Origin of the sequence: Pontibacter qinzhouensis (assembly GCF_008017455.1) — a bacterium.
In the GTDB taxonomy this organism is placed as follows: domain Bacteria; phylum Bacteroidota; class Bacteroidia; order Cytophagales; family Hymenobacteraceae; genus Pontibacter; species Pontibacter qinzhouensis.
In genome coordinates this window covers 31163-50939 of sequence record NZ_VRTY01000016.1, presented here as the reverse complement: position 1 = coordinate 50939, position 19777 = coordinate 31163, and the positions used below count along the sequence as shown (strand labels likewise).

Genomic DNA, 19777 nt, shown 5'->3' with positions numbered 1-19777 from the left:
TAAACTAAGGCACAAAAGTTATCGTTTTCAGCATGGGTTTTTTACCAGCTCCGGCTGTTGACGTGGGTTTAAAAACAAGATAAACTTCCTGTAACTGATTTCCAGAGGCATTTTGCAGCGATAAAGCAGCCGTAGTTTTCTGTTTGTTTGCACCAAAACGTAACGCTCCCTCCCCTACCTTTTTACCATTTACCTGCCCTAGTCGCACCTCAACCGTATAAGTCGCAGCTACACCAGTTCCAAAACCTGCCACTTCTATTTTGCTGATGTTCGTAAGGTCGACCTCTGATGTTTTCAGCCAGCCTTCTCCTGCCGGCAAAACCAGATATTTGCTTCCCAAAGAATCTTTACTGGTAAACGAATTTACCTGCTTCAGCTCGCCTACATCCACACTGCTGTTGCGGAGAAAAACTGTGTAGGCCCCGGTAAGTGGTTGTGGAGCGCCAGGTGCACCATTGTCTGTGTAAGTTGCTGTCAGTTTAAGTACAGAAGGCTGCCCTTGGGGTGTTGTGGCGGGAGGCGTAATAGTACCCTTTGCTGGCAACGATGGTTTCTTGCTGTCTTCGTTTGCCAGCGACCGTACCCACTGCACTATCTGCCGGGCTTCTTCCGGGTTCATGGCAGCATGAGCCGGCATGGGGTTAGCGCCCCACACACCACTTCCGCCTTTTAAGATTTTATCTGTCAGGTAAGCCTGGGCCTCACGCTCTTTCTGATATTTTACAGCTATCTCTCTGAAAGATGGCCCGATGGATTTTTCATCCAGCTTGTGACAACCTTTGCAGTCAGATGCGTTCATCAGGTTACGGCCAACTACGGTTTCTGAAAGTACCTGGTGCCCCAGGTTTGCACCAGCCAGGTCCTTCCCCCTGATCAGGTCCTGAGAAACGAAAAGGTTCTCCGTTTTCACCTGATCGTCTTCGTCTTTTACCTGCACCTCGTACTGCACTGGTTTGCCAGCAAAATAAAAGCTTTGGTTACCAGCTAATTTTATGGCGACCTCTGGTTGTGTATTGCCAGCATACACTTTTACTTCCTCGCTTTGCCGCGATGCCTGCTGCTTGTCCAGCACTTCTACCCGCACCACATGGCTGCCAGCCTTGTCAATAGTATGCTCCAGGAAAGGCTCTTTAGTTTCCTTCGTTATATCTCCTATTGTCCAGAGGTAGCGCAGGGGTTCTTTTTCAGGATCGGAGGCTGCTACTGAGGCCTTTATGGTAAGTGGTGTTTTGCCGCTTGTTCTGTTCACTATAAAGTTACTGATGCGGGGAGGCAGGTTCCCGGCAATATAATCCAGGCGTGCCAGGCCAGCATCCGGGTTGGCTGTAAACCATCCTTTGCCATATTCCAGTACGTAAATCCTGCCATCGGGCCCCAATTCCATATCCATTATAGCACTGAAAGGTGTGTCAGACATGAATGTCTCCATCTTCTGCAGGTCGCCGTTTTCCTTCAGTGTCAGCACCTTTATCCAGTTCCGGACCCACTCATATATAAACACTTTGCCATTGTAGTAGGCTGGGTAAGCTGTTTCTTTCGGATAGAGATCGGGGTAGTAAGCCGGGCCGGCCATAGCCGTACGGCCACCGGTGCCGAGTTGCGGAAACTCTTTTGAGGCAGTGTAAGGGTACCAGATAAAAGCAGGTTGTGCAGCAGGCAGCTCTCGTAAGCCCGTGTTGTTTCTCGATTCGTTTACTGGTTTGGCCGGATCAAAGGTTTGGCCGGTTTTGCCAGCGTCATAATCGTAGCGGCGATAGGAATAATTTTTGCCCACAAAAAAAGGCCAGCCAAAAAAGCCGGCCTGCCTTGCCTGGTTAAACTCATCGTAACCACGCGGCCCTCGCACTTCCAGGCTATCGTTATTGGCATCTGGCCCAACCTCACCCCAGTACAAAAATCCGTTTTTCTGATCCACCGAAATACGGTACGGGTTCCGGTTGCCCATCACGTAAATTTCAGGACGGGTATTGGCGGTTTTTTCGGGGAAGAGATTCCCTGCAGGAATGGAGTAGGTGCCGTCTTCTTTTATTTTGATGCGCAGAATTTTGCCGCGAAGGTCGTTGGTGTTGCCGGCCGAGCGGCGGGCATCGTATTGCTCATGGCCCGGCCGGTCGTCGAGGGGAGCAAAGCCGTGGTTTACGTAGCGCTGCCCTTTTTCATTGAAGGGTGTGGAGTTATCTCCGGTAGAGAGATACAGCATGTTATCGGGGCCAAAGGCAATAGAGCCCCCGGTGTGGCAGCAGATATTACGTTGTGACTTTACCTCCAGCACTACCTTTTCAGAGGCCATATCCAACTGCTTGTTTCTGAACACAAACCGCGACAAGCGATTTACGGCAGAGTCAGCGGGGCTGTAGTAGAGGTAAATGAAGTTGTTTTTGGCAAAGTTCGGGTCAGCTGCCAGGCCCATCAGTCCTTCTTCGGCATTTACGCCTGGTACCGAGGCTTTATGGTATACCTGCAAGGCGCCCACCTGGCTTACCTGCTGGTTTGACTGGTCGTAGAGCATTACTTCGCCTCTGCGCTGCACCACCAGCACACTCAGGTCAGGCAGAATGGCCATTTCGGTGGGTTCTGTAAAACCGCCCTGGGTCAGCACTGTTTTCACAAAGCGCTCTTCGGCAGGCACACGTTCTGTTTTGGCGTTTTTATAATGTAGCTTCGAGTTATCTCCCATCGCGTACTGAATTCCGCCTAACAGGTGCTGCAGGAAATCGGCATCCTGGTAACTTTCGTCGGTATGTCCTAAGCCGGTATAAAAGGCGCGGCCGCCATCGTAGTCGTGGTACCAGGCAATAGGATGGTTGTCGCCGTTTTTGCCACCTTCATATGATTTTTCGTCCAGGGAGAGCAGTACCTTTACCTGCTCGTTCAGATTTTTGTAGTTGTACCACTCATCGGCTCGTTGCCAAGGGTCCGGCAGGTGCTTCGTAGACAGGTGGCTTTTGTCTTTTACCACGATGGAGGCCTCCTGTACCTTTGGATGGCTATCGAAGTACCCGCCCACCATGGCACCGTACCAGGGCCAGTCATATTCGGTATCAGCGGCGGCGTGTATGCCTACAAAGCCACCGCCAGCCTGTATATAGCGTTCAAAATCGGCTTCCTGGTATTGGTCCAGCACATCGCCAGTGGTGCTAAGAAAAACCACGGCCGCGTATTTTCCTAATGAATCTTCGTGGAAGTAAGCGGCATTGGTGGTGGTGTCTACCTCGAAACCGTTTTGCTGCCCCAACTGAAGCAGGGCCTTGTTTCCTGCCCCAATAGAGGCATGATGAAAACCACTTGTCTTACTGAAAACCAGGATGCGGGGGGAGCCGGGGCGTTGGCTGTCGCAGGAGCCAAATAGTACAACACAACTGAAGAGCAGAAGCCAGTGGAAAAAGGCTGATAATAAAGGTGATCTCATGGAGTTAGGTTCAATAGCAGGTTATATGAACTTACGTTCGTTTTTTAATGAAATAAAAAGCATAATCTGAAAATAGTTAATTACTAAAAATTTTGTTCTGGACTTGGTGGCGGTTTTTCAATTATTCGAATGAAAAGGCCCTTCCGAAAGTAAACCGGCTTTTTTTTGCCCAGGGTATAATCCGTTATACACACTGGGACACACGAAGATGTTTAAACGGAGAGCCAAGTTAACAGGATTTCCTAAAATTATTTTACAAGCTCTGAAAAAGTTCTCCTGCTGCAGCTGCTTTATCCGGCTCTCAGGGTACCAGCAGGAATAGCTGCATCAGTTTGGGGCTACCTGAAATAAGCTAAGTTAAGCCACCTGAAGGAGCAATTATTCGAATAAAAATAGCCTCCGGAAGGTTTTTTGGCAAAATCTTGCCCAGGGTGTACCAAATACATTTATTAGCGCGCACTCAGCGTGACAGGTACCCTTGACCCCAAAAGGCTCCCAATAGCTTCTGAAGGTCATTTTAATTTGAATAATTCTACCTAACAGGAGTGTTAACTACTTCTTTTGATCACGTTCTTTTGCAAATGCCGAAAAAGCAAAAAACCGCACTGCCTGCTGGGTTGACAACAGAAAGTGCGGCACTAGTAAGCTTCTTATTTTGGTTATTCTGCCTTCCAGAGCTCACGGGCCTGATCGCCGATCAGCACCATAAAGCGGGCGGGGTTGGCAACAAGCACCAGGCGCATGTCTACTCCCGGAAACTCATCAGACTCTACCCAAACACCTTCTTTTTCTCCGTCCTTGTTTACCGAAGCCACATCCAGCGAGCTGGACACATAGGCTGTTGGCAGCAAAAGGTCAGTATCTGATTTTAGTTTGGCATGCACATCTTCCAGCACATCCTCCAGAAAATCACCGTACTCTTCATTAAAGTCATCTTCCAGGTCGTGCAGTTCCTCCTCAATGTCGTCGTAGCGCGCATCGTTATAATCTAGTGCGTTCAGCTCCTCCTTCTTCTGTATAATGGCTACAAGGGAGTTATTCAGTGCAGTTGCGTTCATAGTTATTCGTGATTTTTTACAAAGTTGTTAACATGCCTCAGAAATTGCAAATATTCAGATTGATAATTTGATTTCTGCTACACCTATCCGGGATACTGCGTAAAACTAGTAATTTACTTTCATCGCACAAATTCTTTAAAGCCTATGTCTACAGATATCCTCCCATTAAACGGCACCGACCACATCGAATTTTATGTGGGTAATGCCAAACAGGCGGCACATTTTTACCAGACTGCCTTCGGATTTAAGCTGATAGCCTATGCCGGCCCCGAAACAGGCATGCGCGACAGGGCCTCCTATGTGCTGGCCCAGGAAAAGGTACGACTGGTGCTCACCACCTCCCTCCTCCCCGACTCCGACATTGCCCGGCACGTGCAGCAGCATGGCGATGGTGTAAAAGTGCTTGCCCTTTGGGTCGATGATGCTGAAAAGTCCTTCAGGGAAACAGTAGCCAGAGGTGCCAGACCGGCCCAAGATCCTCAAACGCTAACAGATGAACATGGCGAGGTAAAGCTGGCCTCCATCCACACCTACGGCGACACCATCCACACCTTTGTGGAGCGGCGCAACTACAGCGGCCCGTTTATGCCAGGTTTTGTGGCACGGCAGTCGGGGTTGCAGGTGGAGCCAGTGGGTTTAAAATATGTAGACCACTGCGTGGGCAATGTGGAGCTTGGCAAAATGAATGAATGGGTAGCTTTCTACGAGAAAGTAATGGGTTTTAACCTGCTTGTAACCTTCGACGACAGCGACATCAGCACCGAGTATACCGCCCTGATGTCAAAAGTCGTATCGAATGGGAACGGCTACATTAAATTCCCGATAAACGAACCGGCACAAGGACGAAAAAAATCGCAGATAGATGAGTACCTGGAGTTTTACCGCGGTGCCGGTGTGCAGCACATTGCCATTGCCACAGACAATATTCTGCACACTGTATCGGAGTTGCGGAGCCGTGGCATCGAGTTCCTGTATGTGCCCGAGGCTTACTACGAAGACCTTTTTGATCGTGTAGGAACTATAGACGAAGACATGCAAGCCCTGAAGGCGCAGAACATACTGGTAGACAGTGACGACGAAGGCTACCTGCTCCAGATCTTCACCAAACCGGTAGAAGACCGCCCAACTGTTTTTTATGAAATTATTCAGCGCAAGGGAGCCAAATCGTTCGGGAAAGGCAACTTTAAAGCATTATTTGAAGCTATTGAACGCGAACAGGAGCTTCGAGGCAACCTTTAATCAAAAATTAAAGTATTCGGCCTGTTAATTAAACCCGGATTTTCTTTAATTTGAGCAGCAAATTGCTTCACATCAGTTCCTGTGGGCACATAAAACCGGGGTGATTTTTTTTGCCTGCCCGTTGCTGGTCATAAAATTTAATAAAGCATATTAAGCACATTTAAGATAAAACATGGAAACAGCAATCCGCCAGAAAGTAGATGCCTGGCTTACTGGAAACTACGACGAAGCCACTAAAAACGAAATACAAACGCTGGTAGACAACAACCAGGAAGAAGCCCTGGCTGATGCCTTTTATAAAGACCTGGAATTTGGAACAGGCGGCCTGCGTGGCATTATGGGCGTTGGCAGCAACCGCATGAATCGCTACACACTGGGCATGGCAACACAAGGTTTGTGCAACTACCTGAAACAAAACTTTCCTGGCGAGCAGGTTAAAGTGGCCATTGCGCACGATAGCCGTAACAATTCCAACACCTTTGCTCGCATAGTAGCCGACATTTTTTCTGCCAATGGTATAAAAGTTTACCTTTTTGAGGCGCTGCGTCCTACTCCTGAGTTGTCGTTTGCTATTCGCCACCTGGGATGCCAGAGCGGTGTGGTCATCACAGCTTCCCATAACCCGAAAGAGTACAACGGCTACAAAGCCTACTGGAACGACGGAGGCCAGGTAACTGCCCCGCACGATAAAAACATTATTGCCGAAGTAAACAAAATCACTTCCATAGACGATGTAAAGTTCGAGGCTAACCCCGAAAACATTGAACTGATTGGAGCAGCCGTAGACGAAGCCTATCTGCAGGCAGTACTCGGCCTTTCTATTTCGCAGGACATTATTAAGCGCCAGCACGACCTCAAAATAGTTTTCACTCCGATTCATGGCACCGGTATTACGCTGGTTCCTGCCGTGCTGGAGCGTTTTGGGTTTACAAATGTGCACGTGGTAGAGGAGCAGTCAACACCAGATGGCAACTTCCCAACAGTAGTTTACCCGAACCCGGAAGAAAAAGATGCCATGAACCTGGCGATGCAGAAAGCAGCCGAACTCGATGCCGACATCGTACTGGCAACCGACCCCGACGCTGACCGTGTAGGCATAGCCGTAAAAAACCACAAAGGCGAATTTGTGCTGATGAACGGGAACCAAACCGGTAGCCTCCTCATCAACTACCTGCTGCTGGCCTGGCAAAAAGCCGGTAAGCTGACAGGCAAAGAGTTCGTGGTAAAAACCATCGTAACTACCGACCTGATTAAAGAGCTGGCCGATAGCTATGGCGTGAAAATGTACGAGACCCTGACCGGCTTTAAGTACATTGCAGAGCTTATAAAGCAACTCGAAGGCAAGGAGCAGTACATAGGTGGTGGCGAAGAAAGCTACGGTTACCTGGCCGGCGATTTTGTGCGCGACAAAGATGCGGTTTCGTCATGCGCCCTGATCGCTGAAATGGCTGCCGTAGCCAAAGACAAAGGCCAGACGTTGTTCGAGATGTTGCTGGATGTGTATACCCAACACGGCTTCTACAAAGAAGAACTGATTTCGATAACGAAAAAAGGCATGCGCGGTGCCGAGGAAATTCAGCAGATGATGGCCGACATGCGCAGCAATCCGCCGCAAACCATTGCAGGCTCACCAGTAGTGCTCATCACCGACTATAAAACCGGCATACAGAAAAACCTGCAAACTGGCGAAGAAACTACTATAGACATGGAGCGCTCCAACGTGCTGCAGTACCTGACCGAAGATGGCAGCAAGATTTCTGCGCGTCCGTCTGGCACCGAGCCTAAAATCAAGTTCTACTTCAGCGTAAAAGAGCCTCTCGCCTCAGCTGCAGATTTTGATGCCACGGAGCAGAAACTGAATCAGAAGATAGAGCAAATTCAGATTGACCTGAAGTTGAAATAGAAGTCCTTTTTCTAAATTTCCAGCAGCCTGTATCGCTAGTAAAGCGGTGCAGGCTGTTTTTGTTAAGAAATGCAGCTAGTGCCTGTGAGCAAAAAAAGACACTTATAATCTTAATTTTAATACAAATTAATATACCTATATTTACATGTTGTAATTTGTTAATATTAATAGAATAGTAGTTGAACAATACTTAGGAAGAAATCTAATATTGTTAAGCTCCATTCTATTTATCGTCACTTTAATTCACCTGCTACTTTATGAAAGTTGTATTTATACTTCTCCTGTCACTTTTAGCAGTGACATTATCACATGCCCAATCATTAGAGTATAGGCATAAATATACAATTGATAGTAATCCATCATTTAGTAACAGAGGCATGGCCATGGATAATGATGATAATTTTTACATAATTGATGATATAAAAGTCTTAAAAATCAAGAGTGGCAAAGTAATATCTGAGTTTTACGTTGATCGAAAACAATACTCCAATCATTCTGACACAAATGGCAGCCCCCTTTACATTGCTGTTGATGATGACCAACGTACCTACCTGTATAACAGAGCTAAAAATCAGATTTATAAATATGACCGTAATGGTCAATTTTTATCAGCTATACCGAATTCCGGTACAGGATCAAATGACTTTCCTTCCTGCCACTTAATGTTATTCGATAACAATTTTAACCTAAACATCTTATACAACAGACAGCTATACGTTTATAACAAACAGGGTAAATTTCTAAGAAAAATAACACTTGCTGACCCTTTCGAGCAAGCTTTTAGCTCAAACATTACTTTAAGTTTCGATAAAAGAAACTATATATACTTATCAGAAACCAAAAGAGATCATAGTAGTAATTCCCAGTTCGAACTAATAACCATATTAAACACAACTGGAGATATCGTACAGCAATTTGATAAGGATGAGGTAAGAAAAGGTAGCCTTGGCTACTTTTCTCATTCCAGAATTGACAATAACGGTGATCTTTATTTGACTGGCCTAGCTGATTTGACCTCTGTCTTTACCGCTTCTGGACAGTTGAAATCTAAGCACAATGTAAGAATTAAGAACGAATCTCCTTTTACTAGGTCTCACTCTAGTATTTTCTTTGATAGCAAGAACAACATGTATTTAGGTTATTCAAGAATGATAAGAATGTTTGACACCAATCGACAGTTTGTCCAACAATGGGGAGATTTGATAAGTCCTACCAGATTGATGTTCGATAAAGATCAGAACCTGTTTACACTCAATTTGGAGAATAGCAAGGTGGTTAAATACAACCCTGCAAAACAGGAAGTACTTGCAATGGGAGGATCAGGTGCTGGCATAGTTAACCCACAGACTATGACAGTAGATGATGCAGGAAACGTTTATATTTTAGATGTAGAAAACAGGAAGTTTAACATAAAGAAATTTGATAAATTTGGCAATAAACTAGGGACACTTTCAGGCATTGAAGGATCCTATGACGCTAATGCTAATGGACATATTTCAGCAGGTCTGGCCGTAGACACAGATGGTAATATGTATGTTACCAATTACAACAGCAACACACTAATTAAATATAGTGCACAGGGAAAAATATTATTTAAAATTGCTTCCGTCGGGAAAGAGCAAGGACAACTATGGAAGCCGCTTGATGTATGTTTAGATCCGGTTGGCAATGTTTTTATAGCAGATATCAATGGGAACAGAATTCAGAAATTCTCCTCATCAGGAGTTTTTCTGCAGCAATTTGGCACATTTAGAACAAACGAATTCGACCAGGTGAGATATGCCAGCATTTCTTCAGATGCCTATGGTCATATTCTTGTAGCAGCACACAATGGCTCTATAAACGTTTATGACGGAAGAGGTAAAGTGGTGGCTTCCTTACCTCATAAAGCTAGCAACATAGCCTTAAGCCACGATGGAAAAACAATCGCCTCCTCCATCAACTTAATGGATATGATTAGCATCTACGAAACTGATTATTCATTCCAATATAATATTATTACCGGCAAACTCTATTATGATAAAAACAATGACTGTGTTTTAGACCCTTCTGAAGATGGGCTTGCCAATATAATTTTAAAGGCAGAGCCAGGACCTTATTTTACCATTACAGACGAGCTTGGGAATTATTCTTTTCAGGTAGATAAAGGCCACTATACTATTATACCTTCAGTTGAAAATAAGGGAGAAAATCAAACAAAGTTCTTCTGTAAACCTGAAGCCAAAGAAATACAATTTAGTAGTTATGGCAACACCTATTCAGGTAATAATATCGGTACCGAACTAAAAGCAAGTCCCTACCTCTCTGTCAGCGTCTCCTCCGACCGCCGTCGCCGCTGTTTCCCTGGCACCACCACCGTTACCTACAGCAACACCGGTTTTGCACCAGCCAAAGATGCTAAAGTGTACCTGCAACTACCAGAGTACGTAGTGCTAAAGTCTGCTAATAAACCCTACACGCGCCTTGGTGATGGAACTTATGCCTTTGAGGCAGGTACTATAGCAGCTGGAAAGAATGGCTCTATCACTATTCAAGACTCCGTCATCTGTGGTGACGAAAGCATACGCGGCCTCACCGTTTGCACAAGAGCCTGGATTACACCCGTAAACCAGCCAACAGGTGGTAAAGCTACTACTTCCGTTACAGGAGTGTGTAACTATGCCACAGGCCACATCCGGTTCGTAATAAGGAACATTGGGCAGAAAGCTATGCCGGCGAAAAATAGCTACAGAATATATCAGGACGGGCAATTGGCCACCGTGGAAGACTACCAGCTTGCCGCCGGCGACAGCATGGTGCTGCAAATCCCCGCCAATGGAAAAACCATCCGGTTAGAGGCAGATCAGCCGGACGGGAACGGTGATAACACCCTCGCCAGCGCAACTGTAGAAGCCTGTCGGGAGGTTGCAGCACGGATGGCTGTCAGCAAAAACTTTGTGAATACCTTTCCTACAGACGACGAAGAGGCTGAAGTAGCCGAAGAATGCCTGCCTATTATCGACTCTTACGACCCCAACGATAAACTGGTAACACCAGTCGGCCTGACAGAGCAAAACTACACTGCTACAGGTGCCAACTTAAAGTATAAAATACGTTTCCAGAACACAGGAACAGACGTTGCTTACCGGGTAGTGGTGGTAGATACCCTGTCGCAGCACCTCGATTTAGCTACACTGCAAATGGGAACAATATCCCATAACTACACCTTCAGCGTGAGCGGCAAAGGGCAACCCGTCTTAACCTGGACCTTCCATAACATTATGCTGCCCGACAGCACCAGCAACGAACCCGGCAGCCACGGTTACATTCAGTTCAGCATTCAGCCCAAAGTAGATCTGCCAGAAAAAACTGCCATAGAAAACTTTGCCGACATCTTCTTCGATTACAACTCTCCCATCCGCACCAACCTGACAATAAACCGGATTTATGACCTTCCGCAGGAGATAAAAGAGCAGAACAGAATAGTTGCCGATGATGTGATTATGACACCTACCATAGCAAACTTTAGTCCTGCTACCGGTAAATTCGGAACAGAGGTAACTGTAACAGGAACCAAATTCTCTGAAGATCTCCGGCATAATAAGGTCTACTTTAACGGGGTATTGGCAGAAGTAGTGGCAGGCGATGCGCAGAACCTGAAAGTGCGTGTACCTGCAGGAGCCAGCACAGGAACACTCAAAATTCTGACTGAAAATGGAGGCACCAGTAGTACATTACTTTTCATGGTGTACCAGCCACCGGTTATCAGCAGCGTCCTGCCTGCCCAGGGCACAGTAGGAGCTGAAGTAACGCTCACAGGAAATTACCTGACGGAGGATCTTCTGGAGCAAGTAATGCTGGGGGCCATACTTTGTGATGTAAAACGACAAACGCAGAACCAACTTGTAGTAACCATACCGGCAGGGGCAGTTACTGGTAATTTTAAGGTGCTCACCAAAGGCGGAGAACATGTAAGCATGCAACCCTTCCGGGTCTGGCACACACCAGGCATCACAGCCACCGACACAGCCATGCAGCGCGTTGGCGGAAAGGTTCGTATAAAAGGATTGAACTTTGCTCCTGAGGTTATTTACAATACGGTGCAATTCGGCAACATACAGGCAGAGGTACTACAGGCCAGTGAGCAGGTGCTGCAGGTAAGGGTGCCGCAAGGAGCTCAATCAGGCCAACTAAGCGTTACGACTCCGGGCGGTACAGCAGTCAGGCCATTTGCTATTATACCAGCTCCCCAACTCACCGAAGTGCTACCAGCTAGTGCCAGCGTAGGTACCGAAGTGGAATTGAAAGGGATTCATTTCGCAGCCATCGGCAAGGCAGACACCATTCTCTTCAACAACCTAAAGGCAGCAGTAATCACATCTTCAGCCACTTCTTACACCGTGCGCGTTCCTAGAGGTGCGGAAACAGGAAAGGTAATAGTGGCTGGCAGTGGCGGCCGGGCCGAAGCAAGCTTTGTGGTAGAGCCATTAACACCCCAGGAAGCCATTACCCTTTACCCTAACCCAGGTTCAGGTCGCTTTACCCTCGACTTTTTAAAAGCTGATTTTGATATTTTTAGTTTACAGGTTTTTGATGCCAGAGGAAAATTGGTACAAGCGGAGCAACTAAGTTCCGGCCAGGCAGATAAATTGGAGGTCGACCTGACTTCTCACGCAGGAGGTATTTATCTTATGAGGATCTACACCGCACGTGGAATAATAGTGAAGCAAGTGGTCCTACTGTAAATTTCTTTTGAAGCCCGCAGAGTAATTTTTAACAGCCGACTGCCTGCATTTTTATTCATGTGCAGGCAGTTATACGCCTTACAATTCTTAACCTCACCACTCCTTCGGGTTTAGGTAGTCCGGTTGCTCTCTTCCATATCTCGTCTATTGCTTATCTTTGTGCTGTTAAAATTTTGCACAACACATGAACAATATATTTTCAGAAATAGCCCAGGTAATTCAAAACAGAAGAACGACCAAACCGGCCCAGATGAACGGGCAGTCAATTCCTGATGAGCAGGTACAGCAACTGCTACGCTTGGCAGACTGGGCACCCACACATGGCCACACAGAGCCGTGGCGCTTTAGAGTATATGCAGGCGAAAAAGTAAAAGAATTCTGCCAGGCACACGCTGACCTTTACAAAGCCAATACGCCCGAAGAGAATTTTCTGATTTTTAATTATGAAAAGCTGCTGCACATGGGTGATGGCGCCTCGCACCTCGTTGTAGCTTATATGAAACGGGGTGATTTACCTAAAATACCTGCCCTGGAAGAAATCGCTGCCACCTCCTGCGCCATCCAAAACATATTGCTTGGCGCAACCGCACTCGGAATTGCCAGCTACTGGGGCTCCGGCGGCATGGCTTATAAACCTGCCATGAAAGAATACCTCCAACTCCGCGAAGAAGACCTGGTGCTTGGCATCCTCTACCTCGGCTACTCCGACAAGGCTGCTGGCAATGGCAAACGTACTGTTCCGCTTGAAGAGAAAGTGCAGTGGATGTAGAAGCCGTTTCTGAATTTTGATTTTTGAATGAGAGAATGAGTGAATCATTTTGAAGATCATTAAAGCAGATTTTCTAAATTCTGTAAACTCTGATTCAGACTAAATACGCTTTTCTGAATGGCAGCAGCAATTGCAGGCTTTACCCTTGAAGGTATTTTGAATAAAATGCTTTGGAAGGCCAATTTCATTAGAAAAATTGCTCGTGAGTTAATTGCCCGATTAAACACTGCAGACTTTATTGCACAGGTAGTTCCGAATTATTCCAATGGAAACAGCCTCCAAAAGGCAAATTATTAAAATCTCGTCAAGGGTCAATCATAAGGCTTATCCAAAAAATTAAAATTCAACTGAAATAGAAAAGCCGCTGCAGTACTTGCAGCGGCTTTTCTATTAATAATCGATAATCTAATATCTAAAATCTAGCCTCTAAAACGGTGGTTCCTCGAAATTCGAAGCAGGGAAGCCACCGCCACCATTGTCACCGCCATCGTTCATGCGGCTGCCCAGGCGTATGAAGCCAGGCGACTCTGTATCGAAGGTGCTGTTAGGTAGTGCATTAAAGCCGCTGTCTCCGCTGCTGTAGTCGTTGTCGAGGTTCGTGAATTTGGTGTACTTGCCTATGAACTTCAGCTGCACGTTCTCCAGTGAGCCATTACGGTGTTTGGCAATAATCACCTCGCCTATACCGGCTGTTGGGTTACCCATTTCGTCTTCGGTAAGACCGTAATATTCGGGGCGGTACAGGAAGAGCACCATGTCGGCATCCTGCTCTATAGACCCCGATTCACGTAAATCCGATAGCATTGGTCTCTTATCGCCACCACGTGTTTCTACGGCGCGGCTTAGCTGCGAAAGGGCAATTACCGGCACGCTCAGTTCTTTTGCCAGCATTTTAAGCGCCCTCGAAATAGAGGCAATTTCCTGCTCCCGGTTACCACTACCCTTGCCATCGGAGTTGCCGCTCATCAGCTGCAGGTAGTCAATAATGATCATCTGAATATCGTACTGGGCTTTCAGTCGGCGGCATTTGGTACGCAACTCCCGGATAGAAAGACCGGGCGTATCGTCAATAAAGATAGGAGCTTCGGTGAGCTTCGAAATCTTGTGGTTCAGTTGCGCCCACTCGTATTCTTCCAGGCTGCCTTTCTTAATTTTCTCAGAATCCAGTTCAGCTTCCGAAGAAATTAAACGGTTAACCAACTGCAACGACGACATCTCGAGTGAGAAAATAGCTACACCCTTTTTAAAATCGACGGCGGCATTGCGCAGACAGGAAAGTACGAAGGCCGTTTTACCCATAGCAGGGCGGGCAGCCAATATAATAAGGTCCGATTTCTGCCAGCCGGAGGTAACGCGGTCCAGTGCTGTAAGGCCACTGGGCACACCGGTTAAACCGTCGGCCTGCTTGCGTTTCTCCTCCAGTTCCTTCAGAGCCTGGTGCATGAGCGAGCGCATGTCGTCGAAGTTCTTCCTGATGTTCGATTCCGAAACTTCGTAAAGCTTTGCCTCGGTGCTGTCCAGCAAGTCGAATACGTCGGTGGTGTCTTCAAAGGCCCTGGTCAGTACTTCAGATGAAATGGAGATCAGGTCACGCTTAATGGAATTTTCGGAGATAATACGGGCGTGGTACTCGATGTTGGCAGCAGAGTTTACACGGGTGGTTAGCTGCGTTACAAAATAAGCGCCACCGGCAAGTTCCAGCTCACCGATTTCGCGCAACTCCTGCGTAACCGTCAGAATATCGATTGGCTCCGATTTGTCGAACAGGGCCAGTATGGCTTTGAAAATACGCTGGTGCGACTCTTTATAAAAACTTTGCGGACGCAGAATATCAATTACTGTTGTCAGGGCATCTTTCTCCAGCATCAGCGCACCCAAAACGGCCTCCTCCAGGTCGATGGCCTGTGGCGGCATTTTGCCAAGCTCCGACACAGCTGGTGCTCTTTTTGTCCAGTTGTTCCGGTTGGTAGCCGGCCTCACGTTTGTTTTCATCTCCTCCATATTTACAAATTTAACCAACATCGCATTTTAGTAATCCACAAAGCAGCCAGAGTAATCCACATTCACCCCGAAGATATCAACATATTGCCAGTGCCCTATTTTTATTTAGGGAATGAATTTTAAATTTGTGAGATTGCTATTATACCTGCACGACTTATGGAGAGAAAGGAATTTATGTTTATTCACTTGATTGCAATGGGTGGGAGCATTATGCACAACCTGGCGCTGGCCCTGCACGACAAAGGCCTGAAAGTGACTGGCTCTGACGACGAGATTTTTGAACCCGCTAAAAGCAGGTTAGCGGAAGCCAGCATATTACCGCCCCAGGAAGGCTGGTATCCGGAGAAACTGGAAGCTAAACCCGATGCCGTTATTCTGGGCATGCACGCACGCCCCGATAACCCGGAGCTTTTAAGAGCACAGGAGCTGGGTATTCCTATCTTTTCTTTCCCGGAGTTTATTTACGAGCAGTCTAAAGACAAACAGCGCATTGTTATCGGGGGCAGCCACGGCAAAACGTCTATCACCTCCATTATCATGCACGTGCTGCGGCACCTCAACCGCAAGTTCGATTATGCTGTTGGTGCGCAACTCGAAGGTTTTAACCGCATGGTGAAATTGACTGAAGACGCCCCTGTTATTATTATTGAGGGAGATGAGTACTTGTCTGACCCCATTAAGCGAGTGCCTAAATTCCACCTGTACCACCACCACATCGGGGTTATCAGTGGCATCAGCTGGGACCATATCAATGTTTTCCCGACGCAGGAGATATATAGGGAGCAGTTCCGGATTTTTGCCGAGATGACACCCAAAGCCGGCGCCCTTATTTATGACCGCGACGATGAGCAGGCCCAACTGGTAAGCATACCTCGCAACCCCGAAACCGTAGATTATATCGGCTATGGCGTACATGAGTATACCATCCGGAATGGCAAAACTATTCTGCAGACCAAAAAAGAGGGCGATGTGGAAATTCAACTGTTTGGCGAGCACAACCTCCGCAACATCAGCGCGGCAAAAGAGGTTTGCAAAAAGCTTGGCATTAAAGCGCACGATTTTTACGAAGCCCTTAAAACCTTTAAAGGTGCCGCCAAGCGTCTCGAAAAAATAGGTGAGAATAACCAGACAGTTATTTTCCGGGATTTTGCACATGCTCCTTCTAAAGTAAAAGCGACCACAGAAGCCGTGAAGCAGCAGTTTCCGCAACGCCGGTTGGTGGCCTGCCTGGAGCTGCACACCTTCAGCAGCCTGAACAAAGAATTTTTGCCACAATACCAGGCAGCACTCGACAAAGCCGACACGCCAATCGTGTATTTTAACCCTGACACCATTGCGCACAAGCAGATGCAGCTGCTCACGGAAGACGAAATAAAAGCAGGTTTTGGCAACAATCGCATCAAGGTTTTTACCGACTCGGAGGCTCTTCAACAGGAACTAGAGAATCTCAACTTTACAAATACCAACCTGTTGCTCATGAGCTCAGGCACTTTTAATAATTTAAACCTGGAGGCGCTTAGCAAGGCAATTCTGCAATTATCCTAAAAAGGCTCACTTATGAAACTGAAGCTCAAGCGCCCCATCATTTTTTTCGACCTCGAAACCACAGGCACCGATATCTGCAAAGATCGTATTGTAGAAATCAGTATGCTGAAAATTAAGCCCGATGGCGAAGAAATTCTGAAGACCAAAAAGGTTAATCCCACCATCCCGATTCCGCTGGAGTCTAGTCTGATTCATCATATTTATGATGAGGATGTGCAGGATTGTCCAACGTTTCAGCAGCTTGCCCGTGAATTCGATCAGTTTATGAAAGGCTGCGACCTGGGTGGCTACAACCTGATCAGGTTCGACATACCCTTGCTGGCCGAGGAGTTTCTGCGGGTAAATATCGACTTCGATATAGAGAACCGCCACATTGTAGATGTGTGCCGTGTTTTTCACCAAATGGAGCAACGAACACTTTCAGCTGCCTACAAGTTTTACCTCAACGAGAAACTCGACAATGCCCACAGCGCAGAAGCCGACACCGTTGCCACCTACAAAATTCTGATGGCCCAGTTAGACCGCTACGAGAGCACGCCTCTTGAGACCAAAGAAGGCGTAGAGGAGTTTCCGGTGCAGAACGATATGGCGCAGCTGCACAAGTTCACGTTCCAGAAAACGGCCGACCTCTCGGGGCGCATTATCTATAACAACGCAGGCGAAGAGGTTTTCAACTTTGGTAAGCACCGCAACGTGCCGGTAGAAGAGGTTCTGAAAAAAGAACCGAGCTATTACGACTGGATGATGAAAGGCGATTTCCCGCTGTACACCAAAAAAATCCTGACCCGCATCAGGCTACGCAGCCTGCAGAGCAGCATTTCTTAATCTAGCTACCAACACTGCTTAAAAAACGCAAAGCGGCTGCCCCTTTACCAGGAGCAGCCGCTTTGCGTTTTTACCACCTCCTACAGAAATCACAAGAAGTATCAGGGTAAATTATTCAAACAAAAACTGCCTCCGGAAGCATTTCAGCCCGCTTGGCCTCAAGGGTATACAATACTACCCTTCCGTCAGGTCTCTGTACCGTCTGAGCTTTACGCCACGTTTCAATAGCATATTGCCTTCGGTAACTTGTTGCTTGCATTGGTTCGGGTCGGCTTGCTGATTTGTATCGCAGGAGCAGCCAACAATCTCGTTGCCTTTAAAGGTAAAAAAACAAAAGCCACAGCTGGTGTTACCGTTGCAGATATACTTGGTAGCCTGCGTGCTCAAATACAGGCTGTTATCGGAAGCAACATCGAGAGGCAGCGCCATAGATCGGAAAGCACCATTCAGCAGGCCAATACCGACCACATAATAAGCAGGTTTGCTGCCTTTGTCTTCCTGCACCTTCCTGATCATTACTTTATCGACTACAGTGCCATCGCCAAACTCCTGAATAAAAGGTTGTAGCAACTGCTCCGGCGACACAATATAATCTACTGAGTCGAACACGACCTGTGCCAACAGCTGGCCATCGTACTCTTTTTTAGGAAGAGCCAGTTCTCCCTCTCCTGCCGTATCTGCTGATGCTGCATCGGCCTCAATGGCGTCCAGTAAATCAGAATCGCTTTCTTCCGGAATTCCCTCGCTGTTAGTACAGGCTCCCATCAGAAGCAATGCAAAGAAGAAGCTAAAAAATAAAGTTCTTTTGCCTGAGGCAGCAGAACAGTGGTTTTTAAAGGTAAATTTATTCATGTAATTATTTAATTTAAGAAACAACGCAATATAATATTATTATTTTTTCTTTTTTATATTAAATTTAACAGACATAATAAATCCTGAAAAATGGTTTCTGAGGCTCCCGGTGCGTATAGTCAAACTGACCTTTATACACCATTAAAAATCTCATAAGCCTTTTTTCCGGACAATTTTTATCGTACCGCTTGTGGCCCGGCACCTACAACTAAATATATCCTATAAAGAGGTGTCGAGTGGAAAACCAATTATTCTAATGAATATGCCCTTTAAGAAGATTTTATTAGAATTTTGCCAAAGGCATACCCATCATATTAGAATAGCATTTACACATTACTCCTTCACGTTAATTATTTAGGCAGGTTTAACGCTGAAAATCTGCCGGAGAACATTTCTGCTATAATTTCTAATTTGAAAGAGCACTAATTTCCTCTGTAATATTTCTGTGCTTCGGGCATTAACCTGCGCAGGTTAGAGATACGGGTTTCGGAGCTAGGGTGCGTAGACAGGAACTCAGGCTGCGAGGCTCCGCCTGCCTTCGCCTGCATACGCTCCCAGAACGGAATTGCCTCCTGCGGGTTGTACCCGGCCATGGCCATAAAAATAAGCCCTAGGTGGTCAGCTTCCGACTCCTGGGTGCGGCCATATTTTAATAGACCCACCTGCGAACCTACACCATACACCGTGTTGATAAGCGTTTGCGTAACCTGTGGTTGTGTAGAGGAAAGCGCCTGCAGCGTTACACCGCCAAACTGCTGGGCCAGTTGCTGGCTCATGCGCTCACTGCTGTGCTTGGCAATGGCGTGTGCAATTTCGTGGCCCATAACTACGGCCAGGCCTGTCTCGTTCTGAGCAACCGGCAAAAGCCCGGTGTACACCACTGTTTTACCACCGGCCATCGCCCAGGCATTCACCTGGTCATCCTGAATCAGGTTAAACTCCCAGGCAAAGCCCTGCAGCTGGTCTGTCATGTTATTCTGCGCCATGTACTGCTCCACTGCCTTCTGAATTTTCTGGCCGGTACGTTTTACCATGGCCGTGGCTTGTGCGTCGTTCGATAGTTTGTTCTCTTTCAGGAACTGGTCGTAGGCATCGTAGCTAAGCGCCATCATCTGCGAATCAGGTACCAGGCTAAACTGCCTTCTGCCCGTAATTGGTACGGTGGTACATGCCACCAACATTACAACGGCTAGTGTAAACGTAATTATTTGCTTTATCATATGCTTGAGATTTTTAACAGTTAAGCTGATCATTTCAAATTTTGAACCAAATCTACTTAACCACTTTCTTTAATTAAATATAGTGATGATCAAATATTAAAAACCGCCGCCATTTACTGCGTTAAAGTGCTTTCAACACACTTGCTTTTGTCCAATATTTGTGTTCGTTTATACGAGAAACAAGATATAAATAGTTTTAAAGCACAATAAGGCACCAAAGTGGTATTTTATG

At 46.7% G+C, this 19777-nt stretch carries 12 protein-coding genes and 1 pseudogene; 8 read left to right on the top strand and 5 right to left on the bottom strand.

Annotated features, from left to right (window positions below; genetic code table 11):
- Positions 1–4 precede the first annotated feature (4 nt).
- Both FVR03_RS06180 and FVR03_RS06175 read right to left on the bottom strand, forming a co-directional pair.
- Positions 5–3409, bottom strand: a complete 3405-nt coding sequence (locus tag FVR03_RS06180) for a ThuA domain-containing protein (RefSeq protein ID WP_147920865.1) — start codon at positions 3407–3409, stop codon at positions 5–7.
- Between the two features lie 659 nt (positions 3410–4068).
- Positions 4069–4467: a hypothetical protein gene (locus FVR03_RS06175; protein WP_147920864.1), complete on the bottom strand. Its 399-nt coding sequence runs from the start codon at positions 4465–4467 to the stop codon at positions 4069–4071.
- A gap of 144 nt (positions 4468–4611) precedes the next feature.
- Here FVR03_RS06175 and hppD point away from each other — a divergent pair, with 144 nt between their 5' ends.
- From hppD to FVR03_RS06150, 6 genes and pseudogenes are all read left to right on the top strand, one after another.
- The gene (hppD, locus tag FVR03_RS06170; RefSeq protein WP_147920863.1) at positions 4612–5706 is read left to right on the top strand and encodes a 4-hydroxyphenylpyruvate dioxygenase; all 1095 of its coding nucleotides are present in this window, start codon (positions 4612–4614) and stop codon (positions 5704–5706) included.
- Positions 5707–5878: 172 nt separating this feature from the next.
- Positions 5879–7609 (top strand): phospho-sugar mutase, encoded by a 1731-nt coding sequence (locus FVR03_RS06165; RefSeq protein WP_147920862.1) that lies wholly within the window; start codon positions 5879–5881, stop codon positions 7607–7609.
- 257 nt (positions 7610–7866) lie between these two features.
- Positions 7867–8697: pseudogene (locus tag FVR03_RS25165) on the top strand (6-bladed beta-propeller); the annotation flags it as partial.
- 132 nt (positions 8698–8829) lie between these two features.
- Entirely contained in the window at positions 8830–12333 is a 3504-nt protein-coding gene (locus FVR03_RS06160) for a DUF7619 domain-containing protein (RefSeq protein WP_255474091.1), read from the top strand.
- A gap of 184 nt (positions 12334–12517) precedes the next feature.
- A complete protein-coding gene (locus tag FVR03_RS06155; protein ID WP_147920860.1) occupies positions 12518–13102 on the top strand; it encodes a nitroreductase family protein in 585 nt (194 codons plus the stop codon).
- Positions 13103–13219: 117 nt separating this feature from the next.
- Positions 13220–13399, top strand: a complete 180-nt coding sequence (locus FVR03_RS06150; protein ID WP_147920859.1) for a hypothetical protein — start codon at positions 13220–13222, stop codon at positions 13397–13399.
- A gap of 129 nt (positions 13400–13528) precedes the next feature.
- On the opposite strand, the gene dnaB is transcribed toward FVR03_RS06150, so the two are convergent.
- Positions 13529–15103 (bottom strand): replicative DNA helicase, encoded by a 1575-nt coding sequence (dnaB, locus tag FVR03_RS06145; RefSeq protein WP_147920886.1) that lies wholly within the window; start codon positions 15101–15103, stop codon positions 13529–13531.
- 156 nt (positions 15104–15259) lie between these two features.
- On the opposite strand from dnaB, the gene FVR03_RS06140 reads away from it, so the two are divergent.
- Both FVR03_RS06140 and FVR03_RS06135 read left to right on the top strand, forming a co-directional pair.
- Complete coding sequence (locus FVR03_RS06140) at positions 15260–16648, top strand: UDP-N-acetylmuramate--L-alanine ligase (RefSeq protein WP_147920858.1); 1389 nt, start codon at positions 15260–15262, stop codon at positions 16646–16648.
- Between the two features lie 12 nt (positions 16649–16660).
- Positions 16661–17473: a 3'-5' exonuclease gene (locus FVR03_RS06135; RefSeq protein WP_147920857.1), complete on the top strand. Its 813-nt coding sequence runs from the start codon at positions 16661–16663 to the stop codon at positions 17471–17473.
- A 174-nt stretch (positions 17474–17647) separates the two neighbouring features.
- Here the strand turns inward: FVR03_RS06135 and FVR03_RS06130 are convergent, their stop codons facing one another.
- Positions 17648–18325, bottom strand: a complete 678-nt coding sequence (locus FVR03_RS06130; protein WP_187270057.1) for a hypothetical protein — start codon at positions 18323–18325, stop codon at positions 17648–17650.
- 422 nt (positions 18326–18747) lie between these two features.
- Entirely contained in the window at positions 18748–19545 is a 798-nt protein-coding gene (locus FVR03_RS06125; protein ID WP_147920855.1) for a M48 family metallopeptidase, read from the bottom strand.
- Positions 19546–19777: the final 232 nt, after the last annotated feature.